Source organism: uncultured Amnibacterium sp. (genome assembly GCF_964250715.1).
Classification (GTDB): Bacteria; Actinomycetota; Actinomycetes; order Actinomycetales; family Microbacteriaceae; genus Amnibacterium.
On record NZ_CAXUGX010000002.1, the window covers coordinates 108,842 to 133,377 of the forward strand.

Annotated in this window: 19 protein-coding genes; 8 read left to right on the plus strand and 11 right to left on the minus strand. The window is 70.3% G+C overall.

Annotation, left to right across the window (positions count from 1 at the left end; genetic code table 11):
• Positions 1 to 24: 24 nt before the first annotated feature.
• Complete coding sequence (locus ACFE7H_RS03380; protein WP_375399802.1) at positions 25 to 1,491, plus strand: O-antigen ligase family protein; 1,467 nt, start codon at positions 25 to 27, stop codon at positions 1,489 to 1,491.
• Here ACFE7H_RS03380 and ACFE7H_RS03385 read toward each other — a convergent pair.
• The 4 genes from ACFE7H_RS03385 to ACFE7H_RS03400 are packed head-to-tail and all read right to left on the minus strand — an operon-like array spanning position 1,467 to position 5,889.
• Positions 1,467 to 2,717 carry a glycosyltransferase gene (locus tag ACFE7H_RS03385; RefSeq protein ID WP_375399803.1) on the minus strand — a complete coding sequence of 417 codons (1,251 nt, stop codon included), beginning with the start codon at positions 2,715 to 2,717 and terminating at the stop codon, positions 1,467 to 1,469. The two genes, ACFE7H_RS03380 and ACFE7H_RS03385, sit on opposite strands and share 25 nt — an antisense overlap.
• On the minus strand, positions 2,710 to 3,378 hold the full coding sequence (locus ACFE7H_RS03390; RefSeq protein WP_375399804.1) for an acyltransferase: 669 nt from the start codon (positions 3,376 to 3,378) through the stop codon (positions 2,710 to 2,712). Before ACFE7H_RS03390 ends, ACFE7H_RS03385 begins: the two co-directional genes overlap by 8 nt.
• Positions 3,379 to 3,380: 2 nt before the next feature.
• Complete coding sequence (locus ACFE7H_RS03395) at positions 3,381 to 4,589, minus strand: hypothetical protein (RefSeq protein WP_375399805.1); 1,209 nt, start codon at positions 4,587 to 4,589, stop codon at positions 3,381 to 3,383.
• Positions 4,582 to 5,889: a lipopolysaccharide biosynthesis protein gene (locus ACFE7H_RS03400; protein ID WP_375399806.1), complete on the minus strand. Its 1,308-nt coding sequence runs from the start codon at positions 5,887 to 5,889 to the stop codon at positions 4,582 to 4,584. The genes ACFE7H_RS03395 and ACFE7H_RS03400 overlap by 8 nt, the downstream gene beginning before the upstream one ends.
• 331 nt (positions 5,890 to 6,220) lie before the next feature.
• Between ACFE7H_RS03400 and ACFE7H_RS03405 the strand changes: the two genes are divergently transcribed.
• Entirely contained in the window at positions 6,221 to 8,020 is a 1,800-nt protein-coding gene (locus ACFE7H_RS03405; protein ID WP_375399807.1) for a DUF4012 domain-containing protein, read from the plus strand.
• A gap of 351 nt (positions 8,021 to 8,371) precedes the next feature.
• On the opposite strand, the gene ACFE7H_RS03410 is transcribed toward ACFE7H_RS03405, so the two are convergent.
• On the minus strand, positions 8,372 to 9,985 hold the full coding sequence (locus ACFE7H_RS03410) for a right-handed parallel beta-helix repeat-containing protein (RefSeq protein ID WP_375399808.1): 1,614 nt from the start codon (positions 9,983 to 9,985) through the stop codon (positions 8,372 to 8,374).
• Between the two features lie 330 nt (positions 9,986 to 10,315).
• Between ACFE7H_RS03410 and ACFE7H_RS03415 the strand changes: the two genes are divergently transcribed.
• A complete protein-coding gene (locus ACFE7H_RS03415; protein ID WP_375399809.1) occupies positions 10,316 to 12,199 on the plus strand; it encodes a DUF4012 domain-containing protein in 1,884 nt (627 codons plus the stop codon).
• Positions 12,200 to 12,244: 45 nt separating this feature from the next.
• Here ACFE7H_RS03415 and ACFE7H_RS03420 read toward each other — a convergent pair whose 3' ends face one another.
• From ACFE7H_RS03420 to gndA, 5 genes are all read right to left on the minus strand, one after another.
• Positions 12,245 to 12,688 carry an adenylyltransferase/cytidyltransferase family protein gene (locus ACFE7H_RS03420; protein WP_375399939.1) on the minus strand — a complete coding sequence of 148 codons (444 nt, stop codon included), beginning with the start codon at positions 12,686 to 12,688 and terminating at the stop codon, positions 12,245 to 12,247.
• 129 nt (positions 12,689 to 12,817) lie between these two features.
• On the minus strand, positions 12,818 to 14,014 hold the full coding sequence (locus ACFE7H_RS03425) for a glycosyltransferase (protein WP_375399810.1): 1,197 nt from the start codon (positions 14,012 to 14,014) through the stop codon (positions 12,818 to 12,820).
• Positions 14,007 to 15,236 (minus strand): DUF1972 domain-containing protein, encoded by a 1,230-nt coding sequence (locus tag ACFE7H_RS03430; RefSeq protein ID WP_375399811.1) that lies wholly within the window; start codon positions 15,234 to 15,236, stop codon positions 14,007 to 14,009. The genes ACFE7H_RS03425 and ACFE7H_RS03430 overlap by 8 nt, the downstream gene beginning before the upstream one ends.
• 267 nt (positions 15,237 to 15,503) lie before the next feature.
• Positions 15,504 to 16,844, minus strand: coding sequence for an O-antigen ligase family protein (locus ACFE7H_RS03435; protein WP_375399812.1), 1,341 nt, complete (start codon positions 16,842 to 16,844; stop codon positions 15,504 to 15,506).
• Between the two features lie 469 nt (positions 16,845 to 17,313).
• Positions 17,314 to 18,786 (minus strand): NADP-dependent phosphogluconate dehydrogenase, encoded by a 1,473-nt coding sequence (gene gndA / locus ACFE7H_RS03440; protein WP_375399813.1) that lies wholly within the window; start codon positions 18,784 to 18,786, stop codon positions 17,314 to 17,316.
• A 156-nt stretch (positions 18,787 to 18,942) separates the two neighbouring features.
• Between gndA and ACFE7H_RS03445 the strand changes: the two genes are divergently transcribed.
• The 5 genes from ACFE7H_RS03445 (at position 18,943) to ACFE7H_RS03465 (ending at position 22,942) form a co-directional block, all read left to right on the plus strand.
• A complete protein-coding gene (locus tag ACFE7H_RS03445) occupies positions 18,943 to 19,998 on the plus strand; it encodes a D-2-hydroxyacid dehydrogenase (RefSeq protein WP_375399814.1) in 1,056 nt (351 codons plus the stop codon).
• A gap of 53 nt (positions 19,999 to 20,051) precedes the next feature.
• A complete protein-coding gene (locus ACFE7H_RS03450; protein WP_375399815.1) occupies positions 20,052 to 20,558 on the plus strand; it encodes a gluconokinase in 507 nt (168 codons plus the stop codon).
• Between the two features lie 239 nt (positions 20,559 to 20,797).
• A complete protein-coding gene (locus ACFE7H_RS03455; RefSeq protein WP_375399816.1) occupies positions 20,798 to 21,382 on the plus strand; it encodes a 50S ribosomal protein L25/general stress protein Ctc in 585 nt (194 codons plus the stop codon).
• Positions 21,383 to 21,403: 21 nt separating this feature from the next.
• On the plus strand, positions 21,404 to 21,991 hold the full coding sequence (pth, locus tag ACFE7H_RS03460; protein ID WP_375399817.1) for an aminoacyl-tRNA hydrolase: 588 nt from the start codon (positions 21,404 to 21,406) through the stop codon (positions 21,989 to 21,991).
• Positions 21,992 to 22,048: 57 nt separating this feature from the next.
• A complete protein-coding gene (locus ACFE7H_RS03465; protein ID WP_375399818.1) occupies positions 22,049 to 22,942 on the plus strand; it encodes a hypothetical protein in 894 nt (297 codons plus the stop codon).
• 16 nt (positions 22,943 to 22,958) lie between these two features.
• On the opposite strand, the gene ACFE7H_RS03470 is transcribed toward ACFE7H_RS03465, so the two are convergent.
• Positions 22,959 to 24,521 (minus strand): Mur ligase family protein, encoded by a 1,563-nt coding sequence (locus tag ACFE7H_RS03470; RefSeq protein ID WP_375399819.1) that lies wholly within the window; start codon positions 24,519 to 24,521, stop codon positions 22,959 to 22,961.
• Between the last annotated feature and the right edge of the window lie 15 nt (positions 24,522 to 24,536).

Here is a 24,536-nt window from a genome sequence, read left to right on the forward strand (position 1 = left end):
GACGACACGGCAGGAGTACCCGCTTTGCAGTTGCGCGCCGGGCGCCGTCAGATCAGTGTGCGCGACGCGTTCCTGACCCGGTCCGTTCGGTCACCCGGCTCACTCGGCCGGAGCGACATCCTGGCCGGCGCGGCCTCGGTGCTCTGCTGCCTCGGACTCTTCACGCTGTCCTGGGAGCAGCTCGGCAACATCGGGCTCGGTTCGTACAACGTGAAGCTGCCGGTGGTCCTGTTCACCATCGCCGCGATCGTCGGTGCGCCGCGGTGGTGGGCCAGCCTCCGTCGTATCCGGGCCCTCTCCCGACCTGCGCGCCTCGTCGTCCCGCTCGCTGTGGCGGTGGTCGTGATCCTGGTCGTCCGCTCGCTGACCGCGTCACCGGTGTCGGCCGGTCTTGCACAGGTCGCTGCCGTCCTGACCGGTGCGGTGGCGCCCGCGCTCGCCGTTCTGGCGGTCGTCGCGACCCGAGCCGACGTCGCGTGGGCGCTGCGCTGGATCATCGCCGGAGCAGGCGTCGCGGGAGTCTTCGGGCTCTGGCAGCTCTTCGCCTTCTACGTCGGCCTGCCGCAACTCATCACGTACACCGGCGTCGGTACGAGCGGTGTCGGCGGCCGCATCTCGGCGTTCAGCTACGAGCCCGCCTACTTCGCCTACTTCCTCGTCTTCGCGGGCACGGCGGTGATCGCGCTGGCCGTCCTGGAGCAGCGCCGAGTGCGATGGCTCGCGATCGGCTTCTTCGGCGTGATCCTCACGCTGGTGAACGTGCGTGCCCTGACGTTCGTGCTGCCGGTGGCCGCCGTGCTGCTGCTCGTCTCGTTCCGCCAGAACCGTCGCGTCGTCGCCCGGTCGGCTGCTGCCGCGGCCGTTCTGATCGTCGCAAGCCTCGCTCTGCCGTTCGCCGTCGACTTCGTCGCCAGCCACCTGCCCACTCCCCAGACGACGACCGCCACCGGCCCCGAATCGCCTCGGGCGAAGGAGTCCACGCGAGCCGAGCCGACATCGACCCCGTCGGCGAAGCCGCTGCTGCCGCTACCGGTCGCCCCGCCCACCGAAGTCCTCGACCCCAACGAGCCGTCGTCGAACGAGCCGCGATTGGCGCTCTACCGGGCGGTTCTGCGGGTCGACCAGAATCACATCGCGTTCGGCGTCGGCCCGGGCCAGCTGCGCCGCGCGCTCGCCGAGGTGGGATACGTCGCTCCGAATCAGGGCGAGCAGGTCGTGGCGAACAACATCTGGTTGCAGGCCGCCGCCGACGGGGGAGTGCTGCTGCTCCTCGTCGAGCTGTCGATCGTCGTGATGGTCGCGCTGCTCTGGTGGTCCCTGCGGCGGACAGCCGTGCAGCCGCTGGCCTCGGGCTGGTTGGCCGTCGTGCTGGTCGGCGGCATGTTGACGTCGTACTTCTTCGACCTCAAGGTCTGGGTGTTCCTCGCGCTCATCCTCGCGGTGTCCGCCGAACGGGGTGCGGTGCGTCAGCCGACGAGCGAAGCGGCGTAGACGGAGCGCAGCTCCCGCCGATGGCTGTCCGGTGTCTCGAGCCGGCCGATGCGCTCGCGATAGGACGCAGCCTGCGTCGCCGTCATCGCCGCGAGGAACTGGACCGCTCGATCGACTTCGGTGGGCCGCCGGTGATCGAAGAGCAGCCCGTTGCGCTCGTCCACGAAGTCGGGGATGCCGCCCATGCGGGTCGCGACGACGGGGATCCCGTAGTTCAGGAACTCCATGACGACCTGCGGCGCGTTGTCCTCCCACACCGGCACCATCACGCCGACGTCGGTGTCCGCCATGATCCCGGGCAGGTCGGCCGGGACATACGCGCCCCGCAGTTCGATTCCCGCCTGCTCCGCCAGGCGGCCCCAGCGCGGTTCGTCCACCCGGCCGAAGAAGCGCACGCGGACGCGATCTCGGGGCAGGCGCCCGGCGATCGCCGCCAGCACCTCGGCGCCCTTGTACTTGCTGAGCGTGCCGAGCGCCGTCACGCGCAGCACGTCGCTCCGCGTCGGCGCGGGTCGCTCCACGAGCGCGGAGGCGCTGCCGATGTGCGAGGTCAGGTACTTCGCGTCGGGGTAGACCCGCCGGAAGAGCTCCTCGACGCGACCCGACACCGCCAGCACGCGACTCGCGCGGGCGAAGAAGCCGGCGATCACGTCGTTCCGCCTCGTGACGGACGACGATCGGATCCGGGGAAGCGGCAGAGACAGCTTGCGAGCGCCTCGGCGGAGCAGATCCACCTGGTCCAGCACGCCGATGCAGCGCTCGCACTTGGCGCGTTCCGGGCCGCCGCAGTCCTCGTTCGTGAAGTCCATCATCGTGATGCGCGGGCAGTACAGGTAGTAGTCGTGCAGGCTGATGACGTACGGCACGCCCAGGTCCGAAAAGCGCCGGTAGAACTCCACGCCGAGCCCGATCGTCAGATGGAAGTGCACGATGTCCGGGCGCACGGCTCGCACGACCTGCAGCACGTCGCGGGACTTCGCGGCATCCTCCGGCGACCTCAGGCTGAAGTGGTCGACCCGGGTGGCGTCGTCGCCCCGAACGGCGAACCCCAGGCCGTGCGGGGTCCAGTCGGTCAAGGCGCCGCCGTCCAGCACGAAGACCGATTGCCCGTCGGCGACCTGGCTGGCCGCCAGGGTGCGCACGTAATTGGTGATGCCGCCGGGGAAGTCGATGTCGAACGCGGAGGAGACGTGCAGGATCCGCTGCCCGGCACGCTCGTCAGCCACGACCGGGCGTCTCCTGCCGAGCACGGACCGCGCCCCATGACCCGCTCCCACTGTCGAATCGACGAATGGTCACCGCCGGGCTGCCTACCGCGATCCCGCCGGCGGGGACGTCGCGCGTGACCACGGAGTTCGCCCCGATCACCGCCCCGTCGCCGATGTGCACGCCCTGCAGCACCACCACGTTGTCGCCGAGCCAGCAGCGATGGCCGATGCTCACCGGCCCACGGGAGACGAGGGGACGCAGGCGGGGTGCTCCCTCGGGGGTGGACTGCCGTTCCCCGGAGTAGCTTCCGTGCCCGTGATCGCCGATGTACACGTTCGATCCGAACAGGCAGTCGTCGCCGATCCGGACCGAGTCGATCGTGGAGACGTGCAGGCGCCCGGAGGTGCTGAACCGTTCGCCGATGACGATCTCGGGGTCGAAGCGCTCTCCGCCGTACGCGGTGATCGCCTCCAGCCACACCGGCTGCGCGGCATCGAACCCGTCGCCGACGCGGATGTGCGCGGCGCCGAGCACCGTGCTGCCGAGCGGCAGGCTGGAGCCGGACCAGCCGAGCACGCGCCCGTTCATTCGACGGCCGTACCGACGTACCCCTCGCACCGCCGCCGTACGCAGGCCGTGGGCCCAGCCCTCGTTCGCCAGCAGGTCACGCAGCCCCACGGTCAGCGCCGGATCTTCGCGCCGGCGAGCAGCCGCGCACGAACCCAGTGGAACTGCGTCGGCGCCGCCTTGCGGATCCGGGTGTAGGTGTCGGGGAAGGCGTATTTGAACGCGAGCGAGGAATCCGCCAGCGCGCTGGTCGCCTGCCGCGGCAGGGATCGCAGCCGCCATCGCCGGAACGCGTCGCGGTCCGACTCGAGGAACGGCGACGGGACCGAGCCGGAGCCGCCGGAGAGCAGGTCCTTGCGGAACGTGCGACGGATCCGTTTGGAGAGGTGACGGCCACTCGAATCCCGATCGAACCCGTACTCGGACCGGGTGCCCAGCTCGGCCCGCGTCGCGAGCAGCACCTCGGCGTACTCGTGGCTCAGCAGACTGAGCTGCTCGAAGGCGAGGTCGGTCTCCTTCAGCGAGATCGTCTGTCGCTCGCTGATCGCATCCGGGTCGTGGGGATCGAAACCGCTGAAGTGGAACAGCCGCACGGGTTCCCCGGTCCGTTCCATGACGAGGGAGTCGCCCTCCCGGGTGAACCGTCGCTCCTGCAGGTTCCAATGGCCGATGTTGTAGCCGTAGTGCCGCAGCGACTGCGCGTCGAACATCACGGCCCCGATGTCGGTCCACTTCTGATCGACGAACAGCCCGAGCAGCGGATAGATCAGGCATTCGTGCTTCAGGTGGCTCCACCACCACTCCAGGAACGGGATGCCGTTCCGGCCCACGGCGCAGAACCCGAGATTGTGCACGCCGACCGTGAGCGTATTGATCTCGGAGCGGAAGCTCTCGCCGGGCGGGATCGGCTCCAGGATGTGCGGAGTGAGTACCACCCCGTGCTCGTCGATCAGCTCGGCGAGCTCGTCGAGGGGGCTCACGATCCAGGTGTCCGGGTCGAGATAGACGGCGCGGTCCCACCGGTCCAGCAGCCGCTGCAGGAACAGGGCCTTCACACCGGTGGACAGTTCGACGACGTCGTAGATGCCGGTCAGTTCGTCCACCTCACGCCGGGACAGGCCGAGCACCTCCAGGCCGACGAGCCGGCAGTGCGCTCGCGGAGCGACCGTCTCCGGCCGGCCGTCGACGACGAGGACGACGAACTCGGCTTCGGGGTGATGCCGCGCAACGCTCTGCTGCAGCGCCAGGGCCTGCGGAAGGTAGTTGCGGGCGACGACCGTGCAGAACACGGTGGTGCGGGGGTCTGCTGTGCGTTCAGCCAATGGGCGAACCTCCGGGGAGCGGATTGGGAATCGCCGTGGATTCTGTGTCGACGGCGATCGGCGGTCCCCCGCCGCTGGACTGGGTCCGCACCAACCTCCGCAGGTGGACGATCTGATAGGCGGCGACCAGGACTTCCGAGGCAGCAGCCGCCCATGCCAGCCCCGTCAGTCCGAAGAGTACGGCGCCTGCGACGAGCAGCGGGATGCCGGCGACGGCGCCGAGGACCGTGCTCGCCGCAACCTGACGGACGGCGTGCAGCGCCGTGAGACACGCCAGCCCGATGATCGCCGACGTGCAGATGGCGCCGAGTGCCACGCCGAGTGCCGCCAGCACCGGGAACGGCACCTCGATGCGTCCTCCGGAGAGCAGGCGGACGAGCGCACCGCCGAGCAGGGAGAACGCGAGTGCGGTGAATGCGCCGAACCCGACCGCCAGACGCCCTGACCGGGCGGCGCGGCTTCGCACCACCTCCGGGTCAGGGTGGGCGACCGCACCCTGGGCGACCTGGAACACGGGCGTCACGCCGGTCAGCACGAGCTTCTGCAGCTTGTCGGCGACCGCGTACACCGCGACCTGACCCGGCAGGAACACTCCGGCGAGCACGACGGGCAGGTTCACGTACAGCGCCGCGGTGACCCCGGTCAGCACGCCGGCCGTCTGCCCTGCCAGCCGGGCGACTGCCGCCGCGGGACCGAGGGCGGCCGTCCCCGCATAGCGCCGGATCACGGAGCGCGCGCTGAGGACGACCGCCGTCAGCCCGCCGAGTACCTGGCACGCGGCGAAGCCGAAAAGCGGCGCGTGTGCGAACAGCAGGCCGGCGCCGGCGATCGTGCCGATCGCCCGAGGCACCGTCTCGAGCAGGAAGAGGCGCTTCGGCGAACGCTCGCCCACGAAGAACCACGATGCCCCCAACGCCGGCATCACCATGGCGATGGAGGCCAGCACGTCGGCTGCCTTGTCGCCCGGCGCGGTCAGGACGACGAGTACGCCCATGACGGGCAGCGCCGGCATCGCGAGCCAGGACCGGCTGGCGATCGAGCCGCGGAAGTAGGCACCCCGGTCGGCGGCCCGTGACCGGCCCACCTCCGCCGGGCCGGTCACTCCCCAGCCGAAGGCGACGACGACGCCCACGAACGAGCCGATCGCCTGGGCGACCGCGATGCCGCTCCACAGGGTCGGCCCCGCGATCGCGATCACCACCGGCACGACGGCGATGCTCACCACGCCCATCAGCAGCACCGATCCGCCGAACCCGCCGGCTCGTCGTGCGAGTGCGAGCGCGCGGTCGGTGGGTCTCATGACGAATGCAGGAAGCGGTTCCAGGTAGAAGGACCATCGGATGGGACGGCGGGTGACCGTCGTCCCATCCTCGACCCCCGGCGCGTCGCCCCTCGCCTCGCCGCGCCGCACCGGCGTCAGAGCGTGGGCCGCCCGCCACCCACCCGCGCCTGCCCGCGCCGCGCCTCCCCGCCGCGCGACGACGGCGGCCGTACCATGTCGAGGCTCATCCGCATCTCGCTCGACCTGGGGGATCTACGTGGCCGACAAGAGGCAGCCGTCCGTCGCGTCTCGATCACCGCAGGCCCATCGGCGTCGACGCGTCCGTCGCCGCATCGCCGTGTTGGGATGCGTGGCGCTGGTCCTCGGCATCCTCGCCGTCGTTGCGGGGGGCCTGTGGGTCGGCAACCGCGCGCTGATGGCGAAGGACGCGCTCGAGCAGGCGCAGACCGAGCTCACCACGTTCAAGAGCGCACTCGGCCAACCGAATGCACCGAGCACCGTGCAGCTGTACAAGCAGCTGCACGCCCATACCGCCAAGGCGGCCCTGGAGGTCGACGACCCGGTCTGGTCGTTCGGCGAGGCGGTGCCGTTCGTGGGTCCGAACCTCACGGCGTTCCGGCAGATCGCGCAGATGCTCAACACGCTGGTGGTGAACGGAGTACAGCCGGTTGCATACGCCGCGAACGGCGTCAGCGTGGACAGCCTGAAGCCGAAAGACGGCGGTCTCGACATCGCTCCGCTGAAGAAGCTCACACCGGCTATCGCCTCGCTCGATACGGCGTTGCGCGTTGCCGACGCGTCGGCGATGGGCGTCGACACGAAGCACACCCTGTCGCAGATCGCAGCACCGGTCGGCACGCTGCACACGACAATTCAGAAGGTGCTCCCGCTGACGGCTGAGCTCCGCCGGGTGATGCCGCTCTTCTACCCCGCCCTCGGTGGCGACGGGAAGCGTCACTACCTGCTCATGTTCCAGAACAACGCCGAGGAGCGGGCCAGCGGCGGCAACCCCGCGGCGCTGGCGATGCTGAATGTCGACGACGGCAAGATCAAGCTCGGCAAGCAGCCGAGTTCCACCGATTTCCCGTCGCCGTACGTGACGCCGCCGCTCACGTTCAAGGGGGACTGGAACAAGCTGTACGGCCTGCACACCAGCACCTACCTGCAGAACATCACCTTCACTCCGGACTTTCCGAGCAGCGCCAAGTTGGTCCGCGCGATGTGGCTGAAACAGTACGGCGGCAAGGTCGACGGCGTCATCTCATTCGATCCGGTCGCGCTGTCTTATTTGATGCGGGCGACCGGGCCGGTCACGCTCAAGAACGGTCAGATCCTGAACTCCGACAATGCGGTGACGTACCTGCTTTCCGACGTGTATGCCAGGTACCCCGATCAACTCGTGCAGAACGCGGTCTTCGCCTCCGCGGCGCAGGCGATCTTCGGAGCGGTCACCTCGGGTCAGGGCAGTCCGAAGGACTATCTCGCACAGCTGACGCCGATGCTGGCCGAGCAGCGGCTGAAGTTCTGGAGCGTCCGCAAGAAGGAGCAGGCGGCGTTGAAGACCTCGCAGGCCTGGAACATGCTGCCCGAGGACAACAGCACCGCCACCACCGTGGGGGTCTACAACAATGACGACGCGACATCGAAGATGAGCTTCTACATGGACTCGACGATCAAGGTGAAGTCGAGCATGTGCCCGGCGAAGAAGCCGACGTTCACGGTGACGACCAAGGTCACCGACACCCTGAAACTGTCTCAGGTTCCGGGTCTCAGCAGCTATGTCCTCGCGGCCCAGCCCCGTATCGCAGTCGGCGGCGACCGCCAGTGGGTGCAGGTCTACGGCCCGGTCGGCTCCAAGCTGATCTCGATGTCGATCGACGGCAAGAAGGTCGTCTGGGGCACGAACGTCGACTACCTGCTGAACACGAACTACAACGCCACCGGCGTCTCGGACAAGAAGCCGGCGGTGCGCGGCGAGATGTACGACCGGCCGGTCGGCATCGTCAGCATCAACATGGGTCCGCAGCAGTCGCGCACGGTCGTCGCGCACTTCTCGGGCGCGACGGATCCGAGCACGACGGTCGCAGTCAGCCACACCCCCAAGGTGCGGCAGGTGCCGGTGACGATCACGCAGAACGACTGCACGTAGCCGCTCCCGCACCGTCGGCGGACGCCCTCAACTACGGAGTGGACTGCGCAGCTACGGAGGACCTGGGCTCGAACACGGCGCGTCGCGCAGGTTCTCCGTAGTTGCGCTGGTTCTCCTCAGTCGGGGCCGATGCGCACAGAGGTGTCCGAGCTCGCCGGGTACTCGCTGTCGACGACGGCGACGGTGCCGGTGCCGGTGCCGGTGCGGCTCACCTTCGAGACGGAGTTGTGCAGGATCTGCAGGCTGTCGAACCCGCCGTTGTCACCTGGGCAGGGAAGGTCGGTTCAGTGCGGTGGGCCCGAAGCCGGTGGCAGACCCGAGTAGCAGGCCACGCCCTCCGCCCGCCCTGCGCTACCCGTTCGACGCACCCCGGAACGGGTGCTTCGGGTTCACCTTCTTGCCGAAGAAATCGGTCTTCACCGACGCCGGCACCGCCACACCGCGCTGCGCACCCTTGGTGCTCTGCAGTCGGTAGCCGCTGACGGTCTTCATGCCGTTGCTGCCATGTCCCGGGTTCCGCAGTCCGGGATACGCGTGGCTCGTCCCCGCGCCCTTCGGCTCGGTCTTGGAATGATGACCGATGAAGGTGTTCGCCTTACTGAAGAGCGGACCGGGGAAGCGGTAGCTGCTGTTGCCGAAGCTGTAGACGATGTTGTTGAAGAACTGCGTCCCCTTGGCGCCGAAGCCCTGCTTGGTCCGCACCACGCTGTCGGCCTTCACGGACGACGCCACATAGATGGAGTTGTTGTAGATGTGGACGTTCTTGCTCGGCTTCTTCGTCGTGAAGACGATCGCGGCGCGTGTGTTGTTCTCCAGGATGTTGTATCGGATCGTCAGGTCGGTGGCGTTGCAGATCAGGAGGCCGCCGCCCTGGTTGTCGTGCACGTAGTTGGCCTCGACGGTGGTGTTCTTCGCCGAGACGTCGATGTCGATCCCTTCGCCGTCACCACCCAGTCGATGCTCGCCGTACACCTCGTTGTGATCGATCCGCACGTTCTGCGACCGTGCCGTCCAGATACCCGAGTTCGCGGTCTCCGGACTGACCTTCTTGCACTGCGGGCAGGGCCAGAAGTCGGCACCGTTCGCGCTCAGGCTGTGGTCGATGCGGCCACCCTTCACCCCGATCAGAATGATGCTGTCGCCCCGCGCCTGGCGGACCGTGTCATACCCGATGCGCACGTCGGTGTCGGTGCTCGCGGGGTACTCCGCGTTGTTCACGACGATGCCCGTGCGGCCGACTTTGCTCACCGCGTTGTGCAGGATCTGCAGGTGGTCGAATCCGTCGCCCCTCGTGCCGAAGGTCAGAGCGGCGATGCCGCCGAAGAGCCTCGGCCCGTGGAAGCCCGCGACCGGGCTGCTGACGACGTTGTCGACGGTGAGGCGCTGCGCCGTCAGGTTCGCCAACCGCTTGCCGCCCTCGTTCAGGAACAGCAGGCCCGCCCGATAGGTCTTCGTGGTCTTCGTCTTGACCTTGTTCGTCAGGTGCAGGTCCTGCACGGTCCAGTCGTGCTGGTTGAGCAGCCGGACGGTGCCGGTGTTGTTGGGGGTACCGCCGCCGTTGATCGTGGGCTTGGCGCCGGAGCCGTAGGCGCCGATCACGATGGGGCTGCCGGGCGCACCTGAGCCGAGCGGGGCCAGGCGACCTGAGCAGGTCGTGCCGCGCTTGAACAGGATGTGGTCGCCTGCGGAGTAGGCACCGTGTGCGTTCACGGACTTCGCCTTGTTCCAGGGTGACGACGCGGAGCCGTTGCCGTTCGTCTTCGCCGCACAGTTCACGTAGTAGGACACGCCGCCCACCGAGAGCGCGGGCGCCGCGGCGGCAGTGGCCGCGCCGGCGCCGAGCACGAGCGCGCCGACCCCGAGGATCGCGACCGGCGCCGCGATCACGCGACGCAGCCGCGTGCTTCGGGTCGTGGGGCGTGACGTCGGGCGGGGCGTGCGGATCGAGCGGAACAGTCGGTGCATGCGGTCGGACTCCAAGCGGTGCGGGCGGGCATCGGCCTCGAGGCACGGCGCGCGGTGGCGCAGCGCACGGCTGCTGCCCACTTGTCGACCGACCCCCGGCTGTGCGGCGCAGATCGAGCGCCGCGCGATCAACGATGACATGGTGCTCGGGTCCTCGCGGCGGGTCGTGCGGCGAGGCGTCGGATCGGCGTGGCCCTTGCCCGCAGTTCCGGGGTTCCGACCCACGCGGAGGCCCCCGAACTGGGGCGGAGCACGGATCCGGATGCCTCCGGCGGGGCCGGTACTGTGACGGGGCCGGTCCCGACGGCACCCCACCCAGGAAGATCACGAGTGCCAGCAGAGCGCAAGTCTGTACAGGCGCGCCCTGACGCGGCCTCGCACGAGGTGCGCCGTCGCGTTCGACTGGTCGGCCTCATCGCCCTCGGGCTCGGGGTGCTGTTCGTCCTGATCAGTGCGTTCTGGGTCGGCGGCCGGGCGATCGCCGCCAAGACCGCCCTCGAGCGGGCGCAGTCGCAGCTGACGACCTTCAAGAGCAGTATCGGCCGATCCGGCGGCCCCAGCACCATGCAGCTGTACTCCAGCGTCGTCGCGAACACCGACCTCGCCGCAGCGCAGGTCGACGATCCCGTCTGGCGGCTCTACGAAGGGGTACCCGGAGTGGGGCCCAACCTGAAGGCGTTCCGGCGGATCGCCCAGGTGCTCGACACGGTCGTCCGCACCGGGGTGCGTCCCGTCGCCAAGGTGGGGGACGGGATCAGCATCGACAGCCTCAAGCCGGTGAACGGCGCGCTCGACATCGCTCCGCTGCGCCGCCTGGGCCCGGCCGTCGCCAAGCTCGACACGGCGCTGCGCGTCGCTGACGCGGCCACCGGGCGGATCAACACCAGGGGCACGCTGCCGCAGATCAGCAGCACCGTGGTTCGCCTGCGCTCGACCATCGGCACACTGCTGCCCGTCACCGGCGAGTTGAAGAAGGTCGCTCCGCTGCTCTATCCGGCCCTCGGCGGCGGCGAGCGGCGCCACTACGTGCTCATGTTCCAGAACAACGCCGAGGAGCGCGCCGGCGGCGGTAACCCCGCCGCCCTCGCCGAGTTGAAGGTGTCGAACGGCAAGATCCAGCTGGGCCGCCAGCCGAACTCGCAGGAGGTGCCCCATCCGTTCTCGAAGCCGCTCGTGACCTATGGCGGCGACTGGGACAAGCTGTACGGCCCGCACACCTCCACGTACCTGACCAATTTCAGCTTCACGCCCGACTTCCCGGCAACGGCGCAGATGGTCAGCGCCATGTGGCTGCAGCTGTACAAGCAGCCGATCGACGGCGTCATCTCGGTCGACCCGGTCGCGCTCTCGTACCTGATGCGGGCGACCGGGCCGATCCCGATCGGCCACGGCGTCACGCTGACCTCCAAGAACGCGGTGCGGTTCCTGCTCTCCGACGTCTACAAGCGGTTCCCCGACTCGCACCTGCAGAACGCGCTCTTCTCCTCCGCCGCCAAGTCGATCTTCAAGGCGGTTTCGAGCGGGCAGGGCAGCCCGAAGGCGTACGTGCAGCAGCTGGCGCCGATGCTGAAGGAGCAGCGGCTGAAGGTGTGGAGCGCGCGGCCGGCCGAGGAGGCGGCGCTGCTCGACTCGCCTGCCGGCACCATGCTGCCCGCGGACAACAGGGTGAAGACCACCTTCGGCGCGTACTACAACGACGACTCCACCTCGAAGATGAGCTATTACATGGACGCGACCGTCGGGGTCGCCGCCAAGGTCTGCCGGTCGTCGAAGCCCTCCTACACGGTCACGACCAAGGTGACCAACACGCTGAAGGCGTCGGAGGTGGCCGGGCTGCCGAAGTACGTGCTGGCGGGCCAGTCCCGCATCCCCGTCGGCGGCGACCGCCAGTGGGTGCAGCTGTTCGGGCCGGTGGGCGCGAAGCTCGGCTCGGTCACGATCGACGGCCGGACCGTGCGCTGGGGCACGAACATCGACTACAAGCTGAACACGAACCCGCGGGCGACGGGTGTTGACGATCTGAAGCCGGCGGTGCACGGCGACATCTACGGCCGCCCGGTCGCGGTCGTCAGCATCAAGATGGGGCCGGAGCAGTCGCGCACCGTCGTCGCACACTTCGCCGGCGGCACCGACCTCAGCAGCAAGCTGGCGGTCAGCCACACCCCCAAGGTGCGAGCCGTGCCGGTGACGATCACCCACACCCCCTGCGGCTGATCGGGCCGTGCGGCGAGCGGCGGACCGACGGCGCAGCTGCTGGGCTCAGCGGGTGGCGGACTCGCGCTCGCCGCCGGCGGAGATGGCGGCCAGTGCGCGACGGAGCACCGTGGAGGAGGTCGACATCGTGTACGGGAAGTAGACGACCTCGACGCCGACCTCGGCGAACTGCCGTTCCAACCGCCGGCCCTTCGGGGTGTCGCGCCAGTCATCGCCCTTGAAGAAGTGAGTGAAGCGCACCTGCCGCCAGGTGTCGAGCTTGTCGGGGACGGTTTCTGCGCGGGCCTCGTCGACGAAGGAGATGCTCTGCACGATCTCCAGCCGCTCCGCCAGCGGAATGACCGGGGCGGTGCCCTTGGTCAGCAGCAGCATCTCGTCGGAGACGACGCCGGCGATCAGATAGTCGCACTGGCTCTTGGCGTGCCGCAGCAGGTTCAGGTGCCCGATATGGAAGAGGTCGTACGCGCCCGCGGCGTACCCGACGCGCAGTGGGGGCTGCGCACCGGTCGCGACGGGCGTGGGCCTGCCTCTCGCGGGTACGCCGGGCGCTGGGGGGACGCTCATGGGGAGGGGCCTTCGGGGTGGGCTGTGGGGGGATGGACCGGCGGGGGCCGGCGCTCAGGAGGCGAGGGCCATGGATCCGTCGTCCGCGCGGGCGAGCAGCTGGATGATTTCGGCGCTGATCGCCTCGCGATAGGTCTCCGGCGCATAGCGGCGGGCCGCCATCGGCGCCAGGGCGACCGCGGAGCGGCGGAAGGCCGACCAGGTGACGGCCACGCGGTGCAGCGCCTCCGCGAGCGCGATCTCGTCGTCGGCGTCCACCGAGACGGCGGACGCGAAGCCGTCGATCGCCTCGCCGAGACCGCCGATCGCGCTGACGATGACCGGCCGGCCGGCGAGGACCGCCTCGACGGCGGTGTTGCCGAACGGCTCCTCGGTGCGGGAGGGGACCACGGCCACGTCCGCCTCGTTCAGGGTGTGCCAGATGGAGGCGCGGAATCCGTGGAAGCGCACGCGCTCGCCGAGTCCCAGGGTCGCGACCTGGGCGTGCAACTGCTGCTCATACCACTCGTAGCCGGGGAAGACCCCGCCGACGATGTCGAGGCTGGCGGGCACGCCGTGCGCGGTCAGCACTCCGAGTGCGGCGATAGCGACGTCGACCCCTTTGCGGGGCGAGAGGCGCCCGACGTATGCGATGCGCAGTCCGTCGCCGACCTCGGGCCGCGGCAGGCGCACCGCGTCGGGTCCCGCGACGCCGTTGTAGATGACCGAGGTGCGGCGGGCGAGCGACGGGACGACCTCGGTCAGGCTCTCCATGCTGAACCGGCTGTTGGTGATCACCCGGTCGGCCAGCAGCAGCGGCCAGGCGAGCGCCTCCCGCAGCATCACGGGCATGGCCCGCTCGCTCTCGTGCACATGGCAGAGCACGGGGATGCGCCGGCGGCGGGCGCGCAGGATCCAGAGCGGCACGGTGACGGTGGACACGTAGACCACGTCCGGTCGCACCCGTTTCAGCAGGGTGTCGATCCGGCGGGCGGCGCCGACCGAGCCGGCCATGAACGAGGCGAGGTGCTGCGGATACAGCAGACGCTTGCGGATGACGGGCGCGGCGATCAGCACCGTCTCGGCGCCCAGGCTGCGGGCGGCGGCGAACAGGGGTCCGTCGGTCGGCATCGCGACGATCACGCGCCAACGTCGCTCCACGAGCCCGGTGACCGTCTCCAGCATCACCCGGTCGGACCCGTACAACTCGGCGCCGGGATGCGCGATCAGGACGGTGCCGACCTCGGGACCGGTGGGGGGCAGCTCAGGCATCCACCACCTCCCACGACGTGTTCCACGGGGCGGTGCCGTGGCGGCGGCCGTTGCTCATGCCGCGCGTGCTGTAGCCGCGGGAGAGGCGGGCGGCGAGGGCCTCGTAGCTCTCGGTGACGACGTCCCAGTTGTAGAGGACCTGGGCGCGCTCCTGCATCAGCTCGCCGATGTCGCGGAAGCGGTAGGCGTACCGTTCCACCTCCTCGATCTGGCCGGCCAGCTGCCGAGCGCCGGAGAAGTACAGCCCGGCGGTGCCGGCGACCTCGCGGTTGAACAGCACGTCCCAGCCGAGCACCGCGGTGCCGGCGCCCATGGCGCGGAGCAGCGACGGGTTGGTGCCGCCGACGGAGTGGCCGTGCACATAGCTGAGGGCGTGCGCATACAGCTGGTCGAGCAGGCGCTGGTCCCAGACGGCGCCGAGCATGCGGATACGGCTGTCAGCGGCCGCCGCGTGCTTGATGCCCGTGGTGTAGGCGGGGGCGTAGGGCGCCGAGCCGACCACGACGAGCGGCAGGGTCGCGCCGGAGCGGGCGTAACCGTCCACGATCACGTCCACGTGGTTCTCGGGTTCGAAGCGGGCCACGACCAGGTGGAACTGGCCGGGGACGAGCCCCAGTTGCTCGATCTTGTCCGTGGGGGTGTCGCGCAGGATGTTGGTGCCGTAGCTGATCAGTTCGGTCGGCATCGCGAACTCGTCGTCGTAGTAGTCGGCGATGCCCTGGGCGTCGGCGATCAGGGCGTCCGCCTCGCGGACGGCGGTGCGCTCGGCCATCTGGTAGTAGCGGCGGCCCCATTTGCCCCACTTGTCGCGCTTCCACTCCAGTCCGTCCACGTGCAGGGCGACGGCGGTGCCGCGCGAGCGGATGAGCGGGATGAACGGGGCGTTGGCGGCATTGAAGACGAACGCCACGTCGTGGCGCCTGGTACCCGCGAAGTGCGCGGCCGAGAACGCGGTGTTGCTGATCGTCTCCAGCGACTTGGAGTGGATCGCCGGCAGGTGCACGAGGCGCATCCCGAGGTGCGAGGTGGGTGCCCGGCGCTCAGTGGCGCGTCCGTAGACGGTCACCTCGTGCCCGCGCTCGACCAGGCGCTGCCCGATCTCCTCGATCGCCGTCTCGAAGCCGCCGTACGCAGCGGGCACGCCTCTGGTGCCGAGCATGCCGAGTCGCAGTGCGGGGACGGTCTGCGCGTGGCGGGCGATGGCCGTTGAGGTGACGGTCACGGAGGGGGCCTCGTTTCGGTCCGCGCGGGGTGGGCGCGGCGTGGGTCGGACCGCTTGCCGAGGTGGCGGGCTGTCCTGTCGATCGGACTGACCGATCGAGTGAGGGAGGGTGGGTGTGGGTTGGATCGACTGCACCGGGTCGTCGTCAGGACGGGACTCGATGCACAGAGCGTTCATGCGCCGGGGTGGCGCACGGCGACCGTGAGTCGCTCGAAGGAGTGGGCGGGTAGGGGACGCGCCGACGCGGAGCGGCCGATGGGTGTCGGCTCAGGTGGTGCGGGGTGCGCCGCGAGGCGTTCCGTCGATGCTAGCCAGTGCGCGTGCGGTAGGGGAGGTCCCAACTTCGGGGGGTACACGATGATGACGGCCCCACGGGAGGGCGACGCACAGCATCGCGAGCAGTGCCCAGTTGCCCTCGATCAGCAGGCGGCTCTCCGCCAGCGCCTGGGTCAGCAGGGCCGCGAGCAGCAGCAGCGGCAGCAGGGTCAGGGGTGCTCGTACGGCGGCGAGCCGCAGCGCCCGGAAGGCGACCGAGCCGGTGAGCAGCGCGAACGCGGCCAGTCCGAGCACGCCCAGCTGCAGTTCGACGTCGAAGAACGCGTTGTGCGCCTGCAGGTAGGTGACTCCGGCGCGCACGACCAGGTCGTCGAAGGGCGGCGACCAGGGCACCCACCAGCCGACGAATCCCCAACCGAGCAGCGGACGCTGCACGACGAGGGTGCCGACGATGTGCCAGATCTCCAGCCGCCCGGTCAGGTCGTCGCCCTTGCCGAGCAGCCGGAGCACGGGATCGAAGATGGCGGAGCTGCTCAGGGTGGTGAGCCCGACGATGGCGACCGCGCCGATGGTCAGCAGGATGCGGCCGTGGCCCCGGATGTGGCGGTAGCCGAGGATCAGCAGGGTGGCGGCGACGACGGTACCCGCCGCCACCAGGACCGTCGCGGAGCGGGTCAGCCCGAACAGCAGTACGTCGAGCGCCAACGCTGCGACGCCCAGGCGTCGGTCGATCCGCCGCGCCGCCAGCAGGCAGCCGACGATGATCATGCCGAGCAGCGCCAGGAAGCACGTCAGGTTGGCGTTGCCGACGATGCCCTGGATGCGCTGTCCCTTGTAGAGCAGGCCCTGACTCCAGTAGAACGCTCCGGGAGCCCCCGCGCTGTAGTCGGTGAAGAACGGCAACAGCTCGTGGCCGGGCAGGAACGGCACGACCGCCTCGAACACCAGCGACAGCGCCAGGTGGACGTGGATCATCAGGGCGAAGATCGCGACCAGCCGGCCGATGGGCTGCGCGAGCAGCAGCGATACGCCGATGACGGTCGTGGACAGCTGCACGAAGAAGCCGAGCAGTGTCGAGGTGGGGTAGGCGGACCACACGGTCGAGAGCAGCGAGACGCCGAGGAACAGCAGCAGTGGCAGCGTCGTGGTACGGCGCAGCAGGCGCTTCAGGTGCCGCCGCTCCCGCACCAGGATCAGGACGGCGCCGATCAGGATGGCGAGCGACAGGAAGCCGAATCCCCACCAGCTGAGCAGGTCGCGCAACCCATCGCCGTCCCATAGCGAGAACAGGGCGACGAACGCGAACACGTCCCTCCGCCGCTGCGCCCGCACCCCCTCACGGTACCCGCGGCCCTCCGGGCGGCCGTCGTCACTCCGCGGTCGGGCTGGGACTCCACCCCAATTCCGGAGTCCACCCCAACTACGGAGAATTCAGCCAACACGCCGAGTTCTAACCTGAATCGTCCGTACTGAGGCATCCCGCTCCGTAGTTGGGCGGCTGCTCACGCGATGAAGTGCCGTCAGGCGAGAGCACGCGGGTATGCAGGGCGGAGTCGAGTACGGCCACCGCATTCTCGGGAGAGCAGCACTCCACGGCGTGTACGAGTGCCGTGTGCACGTCGGTGACGGGGCTGAATCGTCGCAGGGTACGACCGCGCTGTCGGGCCCACTGTGCAGGCGCGGGCGCCGCCGTGCGGTTGCCACCCCAACTACGGAGCGGAACGCGTAACTACGGAGGATCACGGGCTGAACGCGGCGTGGCGCGGGTTCTCCGTAGTTACGCAGGGTCTCCACAGTCTGGTCAGTGGGCGGGGGCGTCCTGCTGCACCTCGGTGCGGTCGTCGGACCACAGGGTGTGGAAGGTGCCCGGCTTGTCGACGCGCTGGTAGGTGTGGGCGCCGAAGAAGTCGCGCAGGCCCTGGATGAGCGCGGCGGGCAGCCGCTTCGCCGACAGCGAGTCGTAGTACGACAGGGCGGAGGCGAAGCCCGGCACCGGGACGCCGGACAGCGCGGCGGTGGACACCACGCGGCGCCACGCGGCCTCGCCGTCGGCGACCGCCTTGGCGAAGTAGTCGTCCGCCAGCAGGGTGGGCAGAGCGCCGTCGCGCTCGTACGCCTCGACGATGCGGTCCAGGAACTTCGCGCGGATGATGCAGCCCGCCCGCCAGATCTTGGCGACCGCGCCCTTGTCGATGTCCCAGCCGTACTCCTTGGCGCCCGCGATGATCGCGTCGAAGCCCTGCGCGTAGGCGACGACCTTGGAGGCGTAGAGCGCGGCGCGCACGTCGTCCTCGAATCCCTCCGGCTTGTCCACCGGCACAGGCCGGCCGTGCTCGACGCCCTGCACGGCGGCGCGCTGCTGCGGCTTGGACGACACAGCGCGGGCGAAGACGGCCTCGCCGATGCCGCTGACCGGGATGCCCAGGCCGACCGCGTTCTGCACGGTCCACACACCCGTGCCCTTGGAGCCGGCCTGGTCCACGATCACGTCGATGAAGGGGCCGCCGGTCTCGGCGTCCTGCTGCTTGAGCACCTCCGCGGTGATCTCGATCAGGTACGACTGCAGGTCGCCCTGGTTCCACGCGGTGAACACCTCGGCGATCGCGGGCGGCTCCAGCCCGGCGACGGTGCGCAGCAGGTCGTACGACTCGGCGATCAGCTGCATGTCGGCGTACTCGATGCCGTTGTGGATCATCTTCACGAAGTGGCCGGCGCCGTCCGTGCCGATGTGCGTGACGCAGGGCTCGCCCTCCGCCTCGGCCGCGATCGACTCCAGGATCGGGCCGAGGGTCTCGTACGCCTGGTCCGAGCCGCCCGGCATGATCGACGGGCCGTTCAGGGCACCCTCCTCCCCACCGGAGATGCCGGTACCGACGAAGTTGAGCCGTCTGTCGCGCAGGTCCTTCTCGCGGCGGATGGTGTCGGTGAACAGCGAGTTGCCGCCGTCCATGATGATGTCGCCGGGCTCGAAACGCTCCGCCAGCTGGTCGATCACGGCGTCGGTGCCGCGGCCCGCCTGCACCATGATGATCGCCGCGCGGGGCTTCTTCAGCGACGCGACGAACGCGTCGATGTCGTGGCTGGGGACGAAGTGGCCCTCGTCGCCATGCTCCGCGATCACCTGGTCGGTCTTGGCGTCGGTGCGGTTGTAGAGGGCGACGGTGTGGCCGTGGTGCGCCAGGTTCCGCGCCAGGTTGGACCCCATCACCGCCATCCCGATGACTCCGATGTCCGCCGTGGCCGTGGTGCTCGTCGTCGCCGTGGCGTCGCTCATGACTGCTGCTCCTTCGCTCGACCGCTCGGTGCGACCATAACGCTGCGCTCCGACGCGGCGCTGGGGATGCGGTCGGTGCGCGCTCAGTACGCTCGGCGGCGGCGCATCCGGCGCTCGAACGTGGCGCGACTGGCGCCGGAAGCGGAAGGACGGCCGATGGCGGAGCGACGGATCCGGGTGGTGGCGGCGACGCCGATCTCCGACGAGCTGGTGCAGCGGGTCGTGCAGCGCGAGCCGCGGGTCGACTTCGTGGTGGAGCAGGATCTGCTGCCGCCGGCGCGGCACGGCGGCGATCACCGCGGCGATCCCGACTGGACCCGGTCGCAGCAGGACGAGCAGCGGTTCCGGCGGCTGGTCGACTCCGCCGAGGTGCTCTACGGCCTGCCGGAGGAGGACCCGAAGGCGCTGCAGCGCACGGTGGCGGCGAACCCGGGATTGCGGTGGGTGCAGACCATGCCGGCCGGCGGCGGGGCGCAGGTGAAGGCGGCGGGGCTCACCGAGGAGCAGCTGCAGCGGGTCGTGTTCACCACCTCCGCGGGGGCGCACGAGGTGCCGCTTTCGGAGTTCTCGATCTTCGGCCTGCTGGCGGGCTTCAAGACGCTGCCGAAGCTGGAGGCGTACCGCGCTCGCCGGGTCGGCGCCGTGCCGCGGTGGGAGATGGGGCTGCTCAGCGGGTCGAAGGTGCTGATCGTCGGGCTCGGCCACATCGGGCGGGCGACCGCGGTGCGGCTCGACGCCCTGGGCGTGCACGTCGCCGGCACGTCTCGGCGCGACGTGACCGAACCCGGCGTGGGGGAGGTCATCCATCCGGACGATCTGGCGGCGCGCGTCGGCGAGTTCGACGGGATCGTGGTGACCCTGCCCGGGACGGCGCAGACGGAGGGGCTCGTCAGCGCGGAGGTGCTGGCCGCAGTCAAGCCCGGCGCGGTGATCGTCAGTGTCGGGCGCGGCACCGTGATCGATGAGGAGGCGCTGATCGAGGGCCTGCGTGACGGTCGGATCGGCTTCGCCGCGCTCGATGTAGTGGCGCACGAGCCGCTGGCGTCCGACAGCCCGCTGTGGACGCTGCCGAACGTGCTGCTCACCCCGCACACGGCGGCCCTCAACTTTCAAGAGGACCGTCGCATCGCCGACCTGTTCGCCGAGAACGCCACCCGGTTCCTGGACGGTCGGGAGCTGCTGAACCGGGTGAATACGGTCGAGTTCTACTGAGTTCGGCCACGGTCATTCGGTCTCAGACCTTCTGACCTGGCTACCGTGACCGCATGGGGATGCCGCCGGTCGTGGTCATGGGCGTCTCCGGCTGCGGCAAATCGACGGTCGCCGCCGCGCTCGCCGACCGGCAGGGTGGCGTGTATCTGGACGCCGACGACTTCCATCCCCCCTCCAACGTGCACAAGATGCAGACCGGCGTGCCGCTGACGGACGAGGACCGCGGGCCGTGGCTCGACAACGTCGCGTTAGCGGTGCACCAGCGTGCGGAGGCGGGAGAGCAGGTGTTCATGGCCTGCTCGGCGCTGAAGCGCGTGTACCGAGACCGCATCCGCGTGGCCGTGCCGGACGTGGCCTTTCTGCTCCTGACGGCGCCGAGGGCAGAGTTGGAGCGCCGACTGCACCAGCGGCACGGCCACTTCATGCCGCCGAGCCTGCTCGACTCGCAATTGCAGACCCTGCAGCCTCTGAGCAGCGGCGAGCGAGGCGTCACGATCGACGTCTCCGGCGCCGAGGACGTGGTGCTCGACCGCTCAATCGCAGCCCTCGAGCACGTCTGACCCTCTCCCGACCCCTGCTGTCGCGCTGCCATCGGGCGGGTCCGGTAGGCTCTGGGGCTGGACTTCGGCGAGGGATGCGCGGCAGGCGCGTCCGTGATCGACGCGGGCGGCTTCGGGCGCCTTCGCGCCGCCGTCGCCCGAGTACGCATCGAACCGGATGCGCGTCGAACCGAGCGCCGGCCCTTCGCCGGCCCAAATCAGCAGTGGCCCTTCGTCCGGCCACCAGCGTAAGGACTGTCATGGCCGAGAAGATCAGCGCCGAGCGGCGCGAGCAGTTCGGGAAGGGCGCCGCGCGCAAGCTGCGGGCGGCCGGCCGCATCCCCGCCGTCGTCTACGGCCACGGCACCGATCCGGTGCACATCTCGCTGCCGGGTCACGAGACGCTGCTGATCGTCCGCCGGGCCAACCAGGTGCTCGACATCGACATCGCCGGCACCGCCGCCCTCGCGCTGATCAAGGATGTGCAGCGCGACCCGGTGCGGCAGGTCATCGAGCACGTCGACCTGCTCGTCATCCGCCAGGGCGAGCGCGTCGAGGTCGAGGTGCCCGTGCACGTGGAGGGCGAGCAGGAGCCCGGCACCGTCGCGACGCTCGATGCGCAGACGCTATTGCTCGAGGTACTCGCCACCAACATCCCGCAGCGCGTCGTCGTCACCATCGACGGCCTGGGCGACGGTACGCAGATCACCGCGGCCGACATCCAGCTGCCCGAGGGCGCCACGCTCGCCTCCGACCCCGAGCTGCTGGTCGTCGGCATCTCACTGTCCGCCACGGAGGAGTCGGACGAGGCGTCGAGTGCGACGGCGGAGTCCGTCGGGGCCTAGCGCACACCGGACGGCACGCACGTGGACGGCGGCGCCTGGTTGGTCGTCGGCCTGGGCAACCCCGGACCGGGATACGCCCGCAACCGGCACAACGTGGGCCAGATGGTGCTCGACGTGCTCGCTGCGCGCATGCGCGCCTCCTTCAAGCGGCACAAGACCGGAGCGGCGGTCGCCGAGGGCAGGCTGAGTCCCGGAGGCCCGCGTGCGGTGCTGGCCAAGCCGGAGACGTTCATGAACGAGTCCGGCCGCTCGGCCGCGCGCCTGACCCGCTTCTACACGGTCGGCGTCGACCGCCTGATCGTGGTGCACGACGAGTTGGACATCCCGTTCGGCGCCCTGCGCCTGAAGACCGGCGGCGGCCACGGCGGGCACAACGGCGTGCGCGACATCGCGTCGGCGCTCGGATCGCCCGAGTTCATGCGGGTGCGGGTGGGCATCGGCCGCCCGCCGGGCAGGCAGGACGCGGCCGACTACGTGCTGCGCGACTTCGCCTCGACGGAGCGATCCACACTCCGGGTGCTGCTGCAGGACGCGGCGGATGCGGTGACCGCGCTGGCGACCGACGGCCTCGCCGCCGCCCAGCAGACCTTCAACTCCCTGGAGCGCTGACCCTCCTCACGCAGCCCGCGGCGTGACGGCGCGCGCCGGGCGCGTGATCATGGACGGATGCTGCCGACGGAGGGGCGAACCGACGACGACGTCGCGCTCGAACGGCTGCGCCGCGCCGTCTACGCGCCGACCGGAGGGGCTGCGTCGCTGGCCGCCTACCGCCGCGCACTCGCGGTGCGGTCGGCGGCCCGACACTTCGAGCAGCCGTCGCTGCCACCGTCGGACGACCTGACGCCTCCGGTGACCGCCGAGCCGGAGACGCCGTTCGCTGTTCCCACTCCGGCCCCGGCCCCGGTTTCGGTTTCGGTCTCGGTCTCGGTCTCGGACCAGCCCGCATCCGCACAGCCGGCCTCGCGCCGCCGCGTCGCAGTGATCGCGCTCGGTGTCCTCGTCCTCGTCGTCGTCGCGACCGGGATCGCCGCCATGCTCGCGCACACCCCCGCCGACCCGGCGGCGCGTCCCACGCTCGTGCCGAACGACTTCGTCCTCAGCGACCGGGCCGAGGATGTCGCCGCCGCGCACCAGTTCGTGCGCAACAGCGTGCGCGCACCCGTCGGCAGCGAGCCGGTCGACTTCTTCGCCCAGCGCGGACTGCCCCGGCCGGGTACCGGGCAGCAGGTGCTGCAGATCGCGGCGACCGAGCGGCACCTGTCCGCCTCCGGCCGCGTCGGCCTGGGCCTGCTCGCACCGGTGACGACCTCCCACGGCAGCGTGCTGGTGCTCTGCGACCGGCCGGCCACGTTCTCGTGGCGGATCGACACCGGAGCCACCTCGTCGGCCGTGCCCACCAAGGGTCCCGCCGCCAGCCCGGTGATCCGCAGCAGCGGCCGGTGCGGTGGTGACCTGATCGCCGCCACCTTCGACGTGCCCGGCGGCACGCTGCTCACCACGCTGACCCTGACGCTGCCGCGCGGCACCCACGCCGTGCTCGAGGTCGCCGTCACCGACTGAGCAGACGGGCTCTGCCTTAGACGAGCCCGGCCTCCCGCATCGCGGCGACCGCGTCGTCGTGGAAGGAGTAGGGGATGCGCACGCCGCGCACGTCCCGGTACTCGGTGCGGCCCGTACCGGCCCAGAGCACGGTGTCGCCGTCGGACGCCATCGCCAGGGCCCGTCGGATGGCCTGCTGCGGCGCCAGCACCTCGTGCAACTCGGCCGGGTTCGAGGCGCTGCGGACACCCGCGACGATGCCCGCGCGGATCGCGGCGGGGTCCTCGTACCGCGAGTGGTGGTCGGTGACGAGCACCACGTCGGCGAGCTCGGAGGCGATCCGACCCATCTCGGGCCGCTTGCCGGCGTCCCGATCGCCGTCGGCACCGAACAGGATCATCAGTCGGCCGCGGGTCAGCGGTCGCAGGGCCGTCAGCGATTTGAGGAACGCATCGGGCGTGTGCGAGATGTCCACATAGACGGCGGGACCGCGCTGCGATGGAATTCGCTCGAGGCGGCCCGGCACCCGGATGTCGATGCCGGCCGCGACCGCCTCGGCGAGCCGGTCGAACGCGAACCCCGACTCGACCAGCATCACGACTGCCATCGCCGCGTCGGCGGCGGCGTGCTCGCCGAGCAGCGACACGCGCGTCTGCAGCCGCTCGCCCGCGGGTCCGGTCAGCCGGAAGCCCGTGCCGTCCGGTCCGACCTGGATCTCGGACACCGTCCAGTCGGCGGAGCGAGCGGGAGCGGCACCCGTCCGTCCGCCTGTGCCGCCGTCCATACCGATCGTGACGATCGGGATCCCGGCCGCGGCGACCAGGCGGTCGCCATAGGGCGAGTCCAGGCTCACGACTCCGCGCCGAGCGTGCCGCGGATCGAAGAGCGCCGCCTTCGCGGCGAAGTACGTCTGCATGTCGCCGTACTCGTCGAGGTGGTCGTGCGTCAGATTCGTGAAGCCGACGACGTCGAACACGACCCCGCCGATCCGGTTGCGCGACAGTGACTGCGCGCTCACCTCGACCGCGGCGGCGCTCGCTCCGCGCTCGCGCATCCGGGCGATGAGCGCGTGCAGTTCGTCGGCCTCCGGCGTGGTCAGGCGGCTGGGCACCCGCTCGCCCGCCACTCCTCGCGCCGCGGTGGTGCTGTAGCCGGCGGTGATCCCGAGCGCTCGCAGCAGGTGGTCGAGCAGCATCACGGTGGTCGTCTTGCCGTTCGTCCCTGTCACGCCGAGCAGCAGCAGCGGCGGTCGATCGGCGGTGCCGTGCACCCACGCGGCCACGTCGCCCAGCACGGCCCGCGGGTCCGCCGCGATCAGGACCGGGATACCGGCAGTGCGCGCGATCGATTCGCCCTCGGCGTCGGTGAGTACTGCGACGGCTCCAGCCTGCTGCGCCGCTCCGGCGTGGGCGGCACCGTGCGTCGTGGCACCGGGCGCGGCCACGAACAGGTCGCCGGGCCGCAGGTCCTGGGTGCGCAGCGCCAGGCCGGTGACCTGCGCGTCGCTCCGATCGCCGGTGAAGCCGAAGGCACGGCGAAGGGCGGCCAGGGACCGCGGGGTCGGATGCTCGGGCCGGAGCAGACCAGGGGTGAGGGACAAGGGGTTCCCGGTGCA

Excerpts from the sequence above, each read along its gene's own strand:
- ACFE7H_RS03450 (WP_375399815.1), top strand. The coding sequence starts at position 20,052 with ATGGGGATGCCGCCGGTCGTGGTCATGGGCGTCTCCGGCTGCGGCAAA.
- ACFE7H_RS03445 (WP_375399814.1), top strand. The coding sequence starts at position 18,943 with ATGGCGGAGCGACGGATCCGGGTGGTGGCGGCGACGCCGATCTCCGAC.
- gndA (WP_375399813.1), bottom strand. The coding sequence starts at position 18,786 with ATGAGCGACGCCACGGCGACGACGAGCACCACGGCCACGGCGGACATC.
- ACFE7H_RS03425 (WP_375399810.1), bottom strand. The coding sequence starts at position 14,014 with ATGCCTGAGCTGCCCCCCACCGGTCCCGAGGTCGGCACCGTCCTGATC.
- ACFE7H_RS03400 (WP_375399806.1), bottom strand. The coding sequence starts at position 5,889 with ATGAGACCCACCGACCGCGCGCTCGCACTCGCACGACGAGCCGGCGGG.
- ACFE7H_RS03465 (WP_375399818.1), top strand. The coding sequence starts at position 22,049 with ATGCTGCCGACGGAGGGGCGAACCGACGACGACGTCGCGCTCGAACGG.
- ACFE7H_RS03455 (WP_375399816.1), top strand. The coding sequence starts at position 20,798 with ATGGCCGAGAAGATCAGCGCCGAGCGGCGCGAGCAGTTCGGGAAGGGC.
- ACFE7H_RS03410 (WP_375399808.1), bottom strand. The coding sequence starts at position 9,985 with ATGCACCGACTGTTCCGCTCGATCCGCACGCCCCGCCCGACGTCACGC.